This window comes from Brevundimonas sp. (assembly GCF_035627475.1).
Classification (GTDB): Bacteria; Pseudomonadota; Alphaproteobacteria; order Caulobacterales; family Caulobacteraceae; genus Brevundimonas.
On sequence record NZ_DASPLR010000014.1, the window covers coordinates 15887 to 28095 of the forward strand.

The 12209-nt window shown below is 66.7% G+C and carries 11 protein-coding genes and 1 riboswitch; of the genes, 2 read left to right on the forward strand and 9 right to left on the reverse strand.

The window, feature by feature from the left end:
- Positions 1-23: 23 nt before the first annotated feature.
- Positions 24-3281, forward strand: coding sequence for an error-prone DNA polymerase (locus VEA62_RS03310; protein ID WP_414641807.1), 3258 nt, complete (start codon positions 24-26; stop codon positions 3279-3281).
- On the opposite strand, the gene VEA62_RS03315 is transcribed toward VEA62_RS03310, so the two are convergent.
- The 6 genes from VEA62_RS03315 to VEA62_RS03340 form a co-directional block, all read right to left on the reverse strand.
- Positions 3275-3463, reverse strand: coding sequence for a hypothetical protein (locus VEA62_RS03315; protein ID WP_324818363.1), 189 nt, complete (start codon positions 3461-3463; stop codon positions 3275-3277). The two genes, VEA62_RS03310 and VEA62_RS03315, sit on opposite strands and share 7 nt — an antisense overlap.
- Positions 3456-4559 (reverse strand): 4-hydroxyphenylpyruvate dioxygenase, encoded by a 1104-nt coding sequence (gene hppD, locus VEA62_RS03320; RefSeq protein ID WP_324818366.1) that lies wholly within the window; start codon positions 4557-4559, stop codon positions 3456-3458. The genes VEA62_RS03315 and hppD overlap by 8 nt, the downstream gene beginning before the upstream one ends.
- A 64-nt stretch (positions 4560-4623) precedes the next feature.
- Positions 4624-5034 carry a DUF6766 family protein gene (locus VEA62_RS03325; RefSeq protein ID WP_324818368.1) on the reverse strand — a complete coding sequence of 137 codons (411 nt, stop codon included), beginning with the start codon at positions 5032-5034 and terminating at the stop codon, positions 4624-4626.
- A 31-nt stretch (positions 5035-5065) separates the two neighbouring features.
- Positions 5066-5299 (reverse strand): hypothetical protein, encoded by a 234-nt coding sequence (locus tag VEA62_RS03330; protein WP_324818371.1) that lies wholly within the window; start codon positions 5297-5299, stop codon positions 5066-5068.
- A gap of 63 nt (positions 5300-5362) precedes the next feature.
- Positions 5363-5590, reverse strand: coding sequence for a hypothetical protein (locus VEA62_RS03335; RefSeq protein ID WP_324818374.1), 228 nt, complete (start codon positions 5588-5590; stop codon positions 5363-5365).
- Positions 5591-5704: 114 nt separating this feature from the next.
- A complete protein-coding gene (locus VEA62_RS03340) occupies positions 5705-6304 on the reverse strand; it encodes a hypothetical protein (protein ID WP_324818377.1) in 600 nt (199 codons plus the stop codon).
- 261 nt (positions 6305-6565) lie between these two features.
- Between VEA62_RS03340 and VEA62_RS03345 the strand changes: the two genes are divergently transcribed.
- Positions 6566-7240, forward strand: a complete 675-nt coding sequence (locus VEA62_RS03345; protein WP_324818380.1) for a DsbA family oxidoreductase — start codon at positions 6566-6568, stop codon at positions 7238-7240.
- Positions 7241-7542: 302 nt separating this feature from the next.
- Here VEA62_RS03345 and VEA62_RS03350 read toward each other — a convergent pair whose 3' ends face one another.
- The 3 genes from VEA62_RS03350 to VEA62_RS03360 all read right to left on the reverse strand — a co-directional run bounded on the left by VEA62_RS03350 (position 7543) and on the right by VEA62_RS03360 (position 12207).
- Positions 7543-9636, reverse strand: a complete 2094-nt coding sequence (locus tag VEA62_RS03350) for an SIR2 family protein (protein ID WP_324818382.1) — start codon at positions 9634-9636, stop codon at positions 7543-7545.
- Positions 9637-9701: 65 nt separating this feature from the next.
- On the reverse strand, positions 9702-11531 hold the full coding sequence (gene thiC / locus VEA62_RS03355) for a phosphomethylpyrimidine synthase ThiC (protein ID WP_324818550.1): 1830 nt from the start codon (positions 11529-11531) through the stop codon (positions 9702-9704).
- A gap of 151 nt (positions 11532-11682) precedes the next feature.
- Positions 11683-11791: riboswitch (TPP riboswitch) on the reverse strand.
- Between the two features lie 35 nt (positions 11792-11826).
- The gene (locus VEA62_RS03360; protein ID WP_324818385.1) at positions 11827-12207 is read right to left on the reverse strand and encodes a hypothetical protein; all 381 of its coding nucleotides are present in this window, start codon (positions 12205-12207) and stop codon (positions 11827-11829) included.
- Positions 12208-12209 lie beyond the last annotated feature (2 nt).

Here is a 12209-nt window from a genome sequence, read left to right on the forward strand (position 1 = left end):
GGGACTACGCCGAACTCGGGGCCATGAGCAATTTCAGCTTCCTCGAAGGGGCCTCCCACCCCGCCGAGCTGATGCTGCAGGCGAAGGCTCTGGGTCTCGCCGCCGTCGGCGTCGCCGACCGCAACACCCTGGCCGGCATCGTCCGGGCGCTGATGGGGGCAGAGCAGGCGGATATCCGGCTGGTCATCGGCTCGCGGCTGACCTTCACCGACGGGACCGAGCTGATCGTCTTCCCTCGCGACCGCGCCGCCTACGGTCGCCTCTGCCGCCTCCTCTCGCGGGGCAAGAGCGAGGCCTTCTCCCCGCCTTGCGAGGAGGGGGACCGCGAAGCGGGGGAGGAGCGGATCGAAAAGGCCGAGACCCGGCTGACCTTCGAACAGGCCGTCGCCCTGGGCGAGGGCATGATCGCCCTCGTGCCCGCCCCGGCGGTTCCGGACGCAGCCTTCGAAGACCGGCTGGCGGCGTGGCGGCGCGCCTGGCCCGACACCCTCTACCTGGCCGCCGCCCCTCTGTGGCGAGGAGACGACCGCCGCCGGCTCAACCGTCTGGCGGCCATGGCCCGCCGCACCGGGGCTCCGCTGATCGCCACCAACGCCGTCCTCTACCACCACCCCGACCGGCGCAGGCTGCAGGACGTCCTGACCTGCATCCGCGAGGGGACGACCATCGACAAGGCCGGCCGTCGCCTGCAGGCCAATGCCGAGCGCTTCCTGAAGCCGCCGGCCCAGATGGCCCGCATGTTCCGCGGCCACGAGGCGGCGCTGGCCCGCACCATGGACGTGGCCCGCGCCTGCACCTTCTCGCTGCGGGAGCTCAGCTACCAGTACCCCGACGAACCGGTGCCTTCCGGATGGACGCCCCAGCGCCGGCTGATCCGCCTGACCTTCAAGGGCGCGCGGGAGCGTTGGCCCGAAGGCGTGGCCCTCCGCATCCGCGAGACGATCGTCAAGGAGCTGAAGCTGATCAAACAGCTCAAGTATCCCAACTACTTCCTGACCGTGCACGACATCGTCGCCTGGGCCCGGGATCAGGAAAAGCCGATCCTGTGCCAGGGCCGCGGCTCCGCCGCGAACTCCGTGGTCTGCTACTGCCTCGGCGTCACCAATGTGAACCCGGCCGAGCAGGACGTGCTGATCGAGCGCTTCATGTCCGCCGACCGGGCCGAGCCGCCGGACATCGACGTCGACTTCGAGCACGAGCGGCGCGAGGAGGTGATGCAGTACGTCTATCGCCGCTACGGCCGCGACCGCGCCGCCATCGTGGCGACGATCATCCATTACCGGCCCCGCTCGGCCATCCGTGACGTCGGCAAGGCCATGGGGCTGACCGAGGACGTCACCGCGCGCATGGCCGACACCGTCTGGGGGTCGTGGGGCGAGGGGGTGAAGGCGGAGCACGTCGACCGGACCGGCCTCAGCCGCGATGACGAACGGATGAAGCTGGCGCTGGAGCTGACCGCCGAGCTGATCAAATTCCCCCGCCATCTGAGCCAGCACGTCGGCGGCTATGTGCTGAGCCAGACGCCCCTCCTCGAGATCGTGCCGATCGGCAACGCGGCCATGCCGGACCGCACCTTCATCGAGTGGGACAAAGACGACATCGACTTCCTCAGGCTGATGAAGGTCGACGTGCTGGCGCTGGGCATGCTGACCGCCTTGCGCCGGGGCTTCGACCTGATCGCCGACAGCTACGGCCCGCGGTTCGAGCTGCACACGGTCCCGCATGGTGACGCGGCGGTCTACCGGATGCTGCAGCGGGCCGACTCCCTTGGGGTGTTCCAGGTCGAGAGCCGGGCTCAGATGTCGATGCTCCCGCGCCTGAAGCCCGAGACCTTCTACGACCTGGTGGTCGAGGTCGCGATCGTCCGGCCGGGCCCGATCCAGGGCGGCATGGTGCATCCCTATCTGAAGCGCCGGGCGGAGCGGCGCGCGGCCCTCGAGAAGGGCCTGCCCTACGAGATCGACTATCCGAGCCCCTCGCCCGAACATGGTCAGGCGGACGAGCTGAAGCAGGTGCTGCACAAGACGCTGGGGGTGCCGCTGTTCCAGGAACAGGCCATGCGGATCGCCATGCAGGCGGCGAGATATTCGCCGGCGGAAGCCAACAGCCTGAGACGGGCGATGGCGACCTTCCGGCACATGGGCACCATCGGCGAACACGAGGCCCGCTTCGTCGGCCGGATGATCGCGCGGGGCTACGACCCCGACTTCGCGCGCAACTGCTTCGATCAGATCAAGGGCTTCGGCGAATACGGCTTCCCGGAAAGCCACGCCTGCTCGTTCGCCCTGCTGGTCTATATTTCGGCGTGGATGAAGCATCACTGGCCGGAGGTGTTCACGGCCGCCCTGCTGAACAGCCAGCCGATGGGCTTCTATGCCCCGGCGCAGCTCGTGCGGGACGCCCGCGAGCACGACGTCGAGGTGCGGCACCCGGACGTCAACGCCAGCGGCTGGGATGCTTCGCTGGAGCCGCGCGACGGACAGGTTCAGCACGCCCTTCGACTGGGACTGCGGTCGATCGACGGGTTCCGGAAGGAGTGGGCGGAGCGGATCATGGAGGTCCGCAGGGAAGGTCCGTTCGCGGATCTCGAGGACCTGCGGGTACGGGCGAGGCTGCCATCGGCGGCGCTGGACAGGCTGGCCGAGGCGGATGCGTATGGCTCTCTGGGCCTGGGCCGCCGCCAGGGGTTGTGGGCGGCGAAGGGCGCCGCCCCCGCGGCGTCGGCACCGCTGTTCGAAGCCATGGGGCTGGACGAGACGGATGGCCGCCCGCCCCAGGCTCTGCCCCGGCTGTCGGCGTCCGAGGAGGTGGTCGGCGATTACGAGACCATCCGGCTGTCGCTGAAGGGCCATCCGGTCGCCTTCCTCCGCGAGCGGCTGGAGACGGCGGGGGCGGTGACTGCGCGGGATTGCGAGACCGTTGCGGACGGCCGCCGGGCCGTGGTCGGCGGGGTGGTGCTGGTGCGGCAGCGGCCGGGGACGGCCAGGGGAGTCTGCTTCATGACGGTCGAGGACGAGACCGGGATCGTCAATCTGGTGCTGTGGGAGAGCGTGTTCGAGCGGTTCCGGCCGGTGGCCATGGGCGCGCGCATGGTGCTGGCGAAGGGGCGAATCCAGCGGGCCGAGGGGGTGACCCACCTGGTCGTCGAGGAGATGGCCGACTGGACGCCCATGCTGGGACAGCTGACGCCCGACCGGGCCCCCGGCTCGGCCCATGAACCGGCGAGGGGGCGGCACCCGCGGGATGTGCGGGTGCTGCCGGGATCACGCGACTTTCACTGACCGCCGCGGTGGTGCCGCCACTTCCACAGCCGGTAGGCGAGGATGGGCGCGAAGCCTCCGACAAGGGCCGCGACCAGCACCGTCCAGAAGCCCCCGCCCAGACCGTACTCGCCGACCGCCGCCCCGATCCCGGCCGCCAGCAGCGGGCCGAGCCAGGGCAGCCACATCGGCGGCTTAGGCATCGACCTTGATGACGCCGCGCCGGATCTGGTCCAGTTCGATGGAGTCGAACAGGGCCTGGAAATTACCTTCCCCGAAGGCCTGATTGCCCTTGCGCTGGATGATCTCGAAGAAGATCGGGCCGAAGGTGTCCTGGGTGAAGATCTGCAGCAGCAGGCCCTCCTCCTCGGAGCCGTCGATGAGGATGCGGTTCCGGCGCATGCGCTCGACGTCCTCGCCGTGGCCGGGGAGGCGTTTGTCGATCAGCTCGAAATAGGTCTCGATGGTGTCCTGGAAGGGGATGCCGCGGCGCTTCAGTTCCTCGACCGTCTCGAAGATGTCGTCGGTGGCCAAGGCGATGTGCTGGATGCCCTCGCCGTTGTAGCGGCGAAGGAATTCCTCGATCTGACTGTTCTCGTCCTGGCTCTCGTTGAGGGGGATGCGAATGGCGCGGTCGGGGGCGATCATGGCCTGGGAGAACAGGCCGGTCGCCTTGCCCTTGATGTCGAAATACTTCTGCTCCTCGAAGGCGAAGACGTCGCCGTAGAAGCCGGACCAGGTGCGCATCTGGCCGCGGCGGACGTTATGGGTCAGGTGGTCGAGGCAGTAGAGGCCGACGGCGTTCTTGCGCTCGGCCTCCTCCCAGCCCTCGATCTCGTCCCAGCCGTCGTAGAGGGAGCCGCGCTCGCCGTACTGGTCGACGAGGTAGAGGAGGGAGCCGCCGATGCCCTGCAGGATGTACGGATAGCCGTTCCCCAGGGCGCCGCCATTGGCGTTCTCAGCCGGGCGGGCGCCGCGGGCGACCGCGCCGTCATAAGCCGCCTTCGCGTCGGCGACGCGGAAGGCCATGCCGTTGGCGGAGGGGCCGTGCTCGCGGGCGAACTCTTCGGCCTGGCCCCTGGGCGAGAGGTCGACCAGCAGGGTGATGTCGCCCTGCTTCATGCGGACCACGCCGGTGGCCGGGTTCACGTGGGTGCGGGTGAAGCCCATCAGTTCGAGCCGGGCGGCCATGGCCTCGGGCTCGGGACCGGTGAACTCGACGAACTCGAAGCCGTCGACGCCGAGCGGGTTTTCCTTGTCGAGGCGGGCGGCGGCCTCGGATTGCGGGGCGTCGTGCATGGGGCGTCTCCTGAATGGCTTGCGGCGGAACCTAGTGGCGGGGAGCCGCGAAGCCAAGGCGGCCTCAGTCCTTCACATTGGGGGCCGGGCCGTTGTGGACGCGGGCGTGGCCGTGGTGGCGCAGGTGGCTTTCGTCGATCTCGGCCATCAGCTGCTTGCCCTTCTCCTTGCCGACCAGCTCGAGCAGGGCGTCGATCTTGGCCTCCATGCGGTCGTCGTTCTCCTTGGACGAGGGCGAGCCGACGTAGAGGAAATAGGCCAGGCCGACGACCTGCCAGAGCAGCTGGAGGAACTCGGACTGCCAGTTCTCGAAGGTGTCGCGGCCCATCTCGATCAGGTACGGCGACAGTTCGGCGGCCTGGCCGTGGGACGACTGCTCCTCGACGAAGGCGAACCAGCCGAAGCCCCAGTGCAGGGCGATGGAGACGGTGAAGAAGGCCAGGGTGATCCAGGCGTAGGCGTATTTCTTCAGCATGACGCGTGTCCCTTGTGGACAAGGGCAACGCTTATCGCGGCGCTTCGGCTCCCTCCGGCGAGGGCGCGCCGGCGCCGGGCGGAGGGGCGGAGGCCGGCTGGACCGGGCCGTCGGCGGCGTCGTCGGCGGCGGTGGCGGCGTCCGCGCTCCACCGCGTCCAGACGTAGGCCCCGGCGATCGCGAACAGCAGCAGGACCAGCAGGATCACGACGCCGTTCAGGCGGGCGGAGCGTTTCGGGGCGGGGTTCGGACGGGGATCGGTCAAGGTCGGGCCTCCTGGGAACGAACGCTCAACCGCGTCCGGCGGCGCCGCGTTCCCGCAGCGGGATCAGGCGCCGTGGATGGGGTTGCGGCCGAGGTGGGGCGCCGGGCCGCCGCGTTCGAGCCGCATGACCAGCCGCTCGTCCTCGAACACCTCGACGCCCTCGCAGCTGGCGTGCTGCTGCAGCTGGCCGAAGGCGATGCGGGCCGCCTCCCCGTCGTGGCGGCAGTCGGCGAAGTCGAGAGCAGGACGGCGCCCGCGGTCGTCGAAGAAGTGGAACTGGTAGATACGCATCGGCTCCGCGCCCCTCCTGTCGCGGCCATTAAGGCGCCGGTAAGGAGCGGCGTCTGTTGGCGTGTGGACATAACGGCGATTTGCACGGGTTTGTGAGCGGAGGGCCGGGCCTGGTCACGATTCCGTCTGCTCGCCGGCCCGGTGATCAGGCAATTTCGGTGTGGCGGAGTCGGCGGAGTCGGCGCCGGCGGAATTCGGGGGGGCGGAGTCGGCAGAGTCGGCGCCGGCCGCCAGCCGAAGGCCCGGCGTGGGGCGCAGCCAGGCGGCGCCGCTGGCCTCTTCGGCGACACGCATGCTGTTGAGCGTCTCCTGCTGACAGAGGTAGCGGCGCTCCTCGGCCTCTTCCGCCTCAAGCACCCGGGCCACCCGGCGCCAGCGCAGGGCGGCGGCGGCCTCGCCGCGCAGCACGCAGCGCAGCATGCGGCGGTGGGCGACGAAGACCAGTTCGCAGGTGTCGATGCGGTCGAGATCGCCCTCGCTGCGCTGCTCCAGCTGCACCCCCTCGTCATCGGGGGAGAGGGTGTTGGCGGGCGTCCACGGCTGGTCGATGCGCCGCCAGAGGTGGCGCGCGGCCCGGGACCGCAGGGCCGGCATCGTCACCCCGTGGCGGCGGCAGCACTCATGCGCGGGCAGCCCGGCCATGTAGTCGGCGCGGACGGCCTGCCAGACCCTGGCGGGGGCGGCGCGGCGGGCGGGGGTTCGGCGGGCGGTCATCTCGGTTCCCTTTCGTTCGGAAACAGTATGGGCCGGCGCGTTTCTCAGGCGCGTCGATTGTATCGGGAAAAGGCCATGTGTCGGGAAAGGCGCGGGATTATCCGCTGAATGCGACTATAGATTCCGGAATTGTCAGCACAGCGTCACGGCGGCCGCCCGACGACCCGCCGCCCCCTCCACCACGCTTCGCGCGGTCCGATCGTCGGATCGCATGCGATCCTCCTCTACCCCCGGTGGGGGAGGACTGCCTATGTTGCCCCCATGCCCCGCACCCTGCACATCGACTTCGTCTCGGACATCGTCTGCCCCTGGTGCGTGGTGGGGCTGGGTGGGCTGACGGAGGCGCTGGAGCGGCTGAAGGGGGAGGGGATCGAGGCGCAGGTGCGTTTCCAGCCGTTCGAGCTGAACCCGCAGATGCCGCCCGAGGGGGAGAACATCGTCGAGCATATCGGCCGGAAGTACGGCTCGACGCCGGAGCAGTCGGCGAAGAACCGGGCCATGATCACCGAGCGGGCGGCCGAGGCGTGGCCGGGGTTTCAGATGCGGATGGGTGAGGACAGCCGCATCTGGAACACCTTCGACGCCCACCGGCTGCTGCACTGGGCGGGGGAGACGGCGGGGTCTGCCAAAGGCCTGGACGCGCAGGCGGCGCTGAAGCGGGCGCTGTTCGAGGCGCATTTCACGCGGGGCGAGGACATGGGCGACGCGGGGGTGCTGGCCGGGGCGGCGGAGGCGGCGGGGCTGGACCGGGCCGAGGCGGAGGCGGTGCTGGCGGAGGGGCGCTACGCCGACGCGGTGCGGGCGGCGGAGGCGCTGTGGGTCTCGCGCGGCATTACCGGCGTGCCGGCGGTGGTGGTGGAGGGGAAATGGCTGATCAGCGGGGGGCAGCCGGCGGGGGTGTTCGAGGAGGCGTTGCGGGGGATGGCCAACGAATAGCCCTCCCCTCGAGGGGGAGGGTTGGGAGGGGTGGAGGCACGCTGCTTGTTCACGGCCCGCCGAAGGGCTCGAACGCCTCCCGCGCCAGCTCCGGACGCCGCCTGCCTCCACCCCATCCCCCGACCCCTTCCCCCTCGAGGGGAAGGGGAGGCGTGTGGGTCTCGCGCGGCATCACCGGCGTGCCGGCGGTGGTGGTGGAGGGGAAATGGCTGATCTCGGGCGGGCAGCCGGCAGGGGTGTTTGAGGAGGCTTTGAGGGGGATAAATGCAAACTTCTAGCCTTCGCCATGATTCAGCGAGGGATCATTCTTTGCTAGCAATCTTCTCTCGAACAGAAAGCGCAAGTTCTCGAGCAACTTCAGCGCGTTTCTCGAATAAATCCATACCCAAATCACGAACCTTCGTCAGGTAGCTGTCATAAGATGATACAGCCTCGTCTATCAATCCGAGATTCTCAGTGATTTCCCCAAGGGAAGCCAATACATCCGCTCTATTCTTCAGTAGCCCAAGAGAGTTCGTCGGGTAAACGGGGTCCTCTTCAGGCAAGAGGACATTGTATAGGTCTAGAGCAGTGTTAAGGCTTTCGATGTCATTGTTAATCTCACCAATCGTGGCGTAAATTGACGCCAGATTGTGGGTGCAGACCGACCACTCATGAGGCAATCTATCCTTTGTGAGTTCTTCAAGAGCCTCCTTTAGCCATTCTGCGGCGGTCGTTAGAATTTCTACGTCACCCAAATCCTCACCAAGGCAGAATAGTGCCGTCGCTTTACTTGTCTGTGTTGCGCCCCATTGTATCGGCTGATCTCGCCGTGTTCTCACGGACTGAGCCTCATCAAATGCCTGCAAGGCATTATCAACGAACGCCTTGTCAGTCTTAAGCTCGAACATATGCCAATGTATAACGCCGATGTTATTTTTAATCTCCGCCCAAACGTCCGGGTCATTCTCCTTCGTTATTGCGGAAAGCGACTTTTCGTAGGCATCGAGCGACCTCTCTAGCAATGTCATATTATCGTGCCCGGCAGCGGCCAGCAGGAGTGCATCTCCTAGTCTCGACTGAGCAATCGCCCATTGCGGTGTGTTGATGTCGGCCTTCTGGGCCGCGAGCAGGGACAATCGAACCGACTCAGCGATGTCGTCAGGCGAGCTTTTGCTCTCGGCAATGCGGAAAGCACTCACTGCCGCATCAGCTAAGGCTGCCGGGACTGGATCAGCGGATTCTAAAATCGGCCTCAAGGTCTCCAGAGCTGCTTTGTCTTGCCCCTTCAGTCTTTGCTCTCTCGCTACGGCGAGAAGGCTATCAATTTGGTGCGCGTTTTTTTCCCGTTCCGCTGACTCGCGAGCCGATCCTAGGAGTTGCCCTAAGCGCTCAATCTCAGTCCGGATGTCCTTTGCGGTGCCTTGGCCGGTCGGCTTAACAACTCGCACGGCCTGATCGGCTATCGAGCCAAGAGGATCCCTTACGAACCGAGGGGAACCCACCCCGATATCGCGACAAAGTTCGAAAAAGAATCTGTCGGCGTCCTGCTTCAGTAGAATCCTTGCGTTCGGATTTCCCACCATAATCTCCCGGGCTCCGTCGCCTATACGGTCAGGATTCCCGTCGTATGAGCACCAGTAAACTTCCTTTTCGCTGAATTCCGTGAGAGCTTTCTTGAGTAGGCTCATTATGGCCTTTTCTCGACCGGCGTATCCTATAAATATTATTGTCCCGGTGCTACGTACTAGATCCCGTATACACGCAGACGCGACCTCATCACGGGCAACGGCCTCGATCTCTTCTGGCTTATTTCTTAGTCTATACGTATGTATGCTCCCGTTCAGTTGAATGAGTTGGGGGTAATCCGGATCGCCGTCAATTCGACCCAAGGATTCCAGTCCGTCCGATACAACTGGGATAACACCGGCTGCCGCCATACCTTCCAAAACGAGAAGATCAAAGTTGGTCGTTACAATGGTGGAGCAGTATCCTTGCGAGACCAGTTCTCCTAAGCAAAGATGAGCCCAGTTAATCTGGCCTCTAGCTGAAGAAATCGCTCTTTTGAAAACGTTACGGGCATGATCGGGAGTCTTGTAGTGGTCCTGAAATACAGCGTCATAGACGCCATACCAATCGATATCGGGGGCTGTGGGGACTCCAGCGAAGTGGTTTGCGTCCCGAAGCGCGGTAAAGGCGGCGTCCGCGCTGTCGTCCGAACAAGGTAGATTATAGGCAGTAGCAAGGCGGCAAACGAGATCCCGTGCAATTTCTGCAGCTAGCGGAACACCCGCAGACCGTGAGCAGCCCGCCCCGATAAAGAAAAGGGCTCTAGCTAAGGGTCGTCCAGCTTCGCGAGCCTCTGCTCGCGCTCGCTGCAGTGACTGGACGACTTCCGCTACACTGCCGATCTTCACGATGCCCCCTCAGATGCTTCGCGGCAGTTTCGCCAGCGAGGCTGGGTTGTAAAGGGAAATGGATACTACACCTTCACCTCCACCACCCCGCCGCCGGCCCGGAACTTCGCGCTCATCTCGGCCATACCGGCCTCCGCCTCGGCCAGCGAGCCGCCCGCGTCGTTCTGCGCCTGGGCGTCCCTGCGGATGTCCTGGCTGATCTTCATGGAGCAGAATTTCGGGCCGCACATGCTGCAGAAATGGGCGGTCTTGTGGGCCTCTTTCGGCAGGGTGGCGTCGTGGTATTTGCGGGCGGTCTCGGGGTCGAGGCCGAGGTTGAACTGGTCCTCCCAGCGGAACTCGAACCGGGCGCGGCTGAGGGCGTCGTCGTGGGCGCGGGCGGCGGGGTGGCCCTTGGCCAGGTCGGCGGCGTGGGCGGCGATCTTGTAGGTGATGACGCCGTCCTTGACGTCCTGGCGGTCGGGCAGGCCGAGGTGCTCCTTGGGCGTGACGTAGCAGAGCATGGCGGTGCCGAACCAGCCGATCATGGCCGCGCCGATGGCGCTGGTGATGTGGTCGTAGCCGGGGGCGATGTCGGTGGTCAGGGGGCCGAGGGTGTAGAAGGGCGCCTCGTGGCAGTGTTTCAGCTGCTCATCCATGTTGGCCTTGATCTTGTGCATCGGCACGTGGCCGGGGCCCTCGATCATGACCTGGCAGCCGTGGTCCCAGGCGACCTTGGTCAGCTCGCCGAGGGTGCGCAGCTCGGCGAACTGGGCCTCGTCGTTGGCGTCGGCGATGGAGCCGGGGCGCAGGCCGTCGCCGAGGCTGAAGCTGACGTCGTAGGCGCGCATGATCTCGCAGATCTCGGCGAAATGCTCGTAGAGGAAGGACTCCTTGTGGTGGCTGAGGCACCACTTGGCCATGATCGAGCCGCCGCGCGAGACGATGCCGGTGACGCGCTCAGCAGTCAGCGGGATGAACGGGAGGCGGACGCCGGCGTGGATGGTGAAATAGTCGACGCCCTGTTCGGCCTGTTCGATCAGGGTGTCGCGATAGACCTCCCAGGTCAGGTCCTCGGCGACGCCGCCGACCTTCTCCAGCGCCTGGTAGATGGGCACGGTGCCGATGGGGACGCTGGAGTTGCGGATGATCCAGTCGCGGATGTTGTGGATGTTGCGGCCGGTCGACAGGTCCATGACGTTGTCGGCGCCCCAGCGGGTGGCCCAGACCAGCTTGTCGACCTCGTCGTCGACGGAGCTGAGGACGGCGGAGTTGCCGATGTTGGCGTTGATCTTCACCAGGAAGTTGCGGCCGATGATCATCGGCTCGACCTCGGGGTGGTTGATGTTGTGCGGGATGATGGCGCGGCCGCGGGCGATCTCCTGACGCACGAACTCGGGGGTGACGAAGTCGGGAATGCTGGCGCCGAAATCCTCGCCGTCGCGGATGCAGGGCGCGGTCTGTTCGCGGCGCAGGTTCTCGCGGATGGCGACGTATTCCATCTCGGGGGTGATGATCCCGGCCTTGGCGTATTCGTACTGGGTGACCGGGCGGCCGGGGACGCCCTTGAAGACGCGGTGGTTCGAGGTGTCGAAGCGGGGGGCGAGGTGGCGCCCCGAGGCGTGGCCGTTGTCCTCGGGGCGGACGTCGCGGGGATTGGCGACGGGGGCGATGTCGCCGCGGTCGAGCTGCCATGAGGATTTGACCTTGGGCAGGCCCTTGCGGATGTCGATACTGACCGTCGGGTCGGTGTAGGGGCCGGAGGAGTCGTAGATGGTGACGGGCGGCTCGTTGGCGCTGGGGTGGACGGCGACCTCGCGGAAGGGGACGCGGATGTCGGGGTAGAGCTCGCCGCTGACATAGACCTTGCGGCTGCCGGCGCGCTCGCCGGTGGGGATGGCGCCGGTCTCGCGCATCACCTGCTCGCGGGCGTCCTTGAGCGGGAGGCTATCGCTCGCGACGCGGCCGCTCTCTGCTTGAGCCTCGGATGCCTTGGGGGGCGTGACGGCGATGTTCATGGCGGCCTCGGTGTTGAGGGCGCCGACGTCGGGCGAGGGTCCTGTGGCGTCCGGACCGCGCGTCTCATCCCTTCGCCGGCATGACCCGGATCAGGTTCGACGGGTCAGGGGATCACCCCAATCTCAGCCGCTCAGGCGCGACCCCCCGGAGAACGGTTCAGCCTTACGCCTGAGGGGCGACGGGTTCAATCCGTCAGGGCTCGGTCCAGCCGCGGGCGCGGAGCCGGAGGCCGGCGCGGGGGTCCTGTTCGAAGCCGAGGACGATGCGTTCGCGGCCGCCGGCGGGGACGTAGTCGATCGTGGCGGCGGCGGTCTCGTCGCCGAGCACGCCCTCGATCTCCACGGCGGCGGCGGTTTCGGAGCCGGTGTTGCGCACCTCGATCTCGGCCCGCCACCGGCCGGGGCCGCCGTGGACGGCGTGCAGGGCCGGCTCGATCGCGGGCGGGCCGCCGGGGGCCAGGGCCTCGCGCAGCATGATGGCGAGCACGGCGAGGGTCAGGAGCAGGCCGAGGCCGCCCATGATCCATTCGAGGACGGGCGGCTTCGTCTGCGGGGCGGGCTTCCTCGACGGCATGG

Coding starts and splice junctions, on each gene's coding strand:
- VEA62_RS03325 (WP_324818368.1), bottom strand. CDS start 5,034: ATGCTGAAGAAATACGCCTACGCCTGGATCACCCTGGCCTTCTTCACC.
- VEA62_RS03360 (WP_324818385.1), bottom strand. CDS start 12,207: ATGCCGTCGAGGAAGCCCGCCCCGCAGACGAAGCCGCCCGTCCTCGAA.
- hppD (WP_324818366.1), bottom strand. CDS start 4,559: ATGCACGACGCCCCGCAATCCGAGGCCGCCGCCCGCCTCGACAAGGAA.
- VEA62_RS03315 (WP_324818363.1), bottom strand. CDS start 3,463: ATGCCTAAGCCGCCGATGTGGCTGCCCTGGCTCGGCCCGCTGCTGGCG.
- VEA62_RS03310 (WP_414641807.1), top strand. CDS start 24: ATGAGCAATTTCAGCTTCCTCGAAGGGGCCTCCCACCCCGCCGAGCTG.
- VEA62_RS03335 (WP_324818374.1), bottom strand. CDS start 5,590: ATGCGTATCTACCAGTTCCACTTCTTCGACGACCGCGGGCGCCGTCCT.
- thiC (WP_324818550.1), bottom strand. CDS start 11,531: ATGCGCGAGACCGGCGCCATCCCCACCGGCGAGCGCGCCGGCAGCCGC.
- VEA62_RS03340 (WP_324818377.1), bottom strand. CDS start 6,304: ATGACCGCCCGCCGAACCCCCGCCCGCCGCGCCGCCCCCGCCAGGGTC.
- VEA62_RS03345 (WP_324818380.1), top strand. CDS start 6,566: ATGCCCCGCACCCTGCACATCGACTTCGTCTCGGACATCGTCTGCCCC.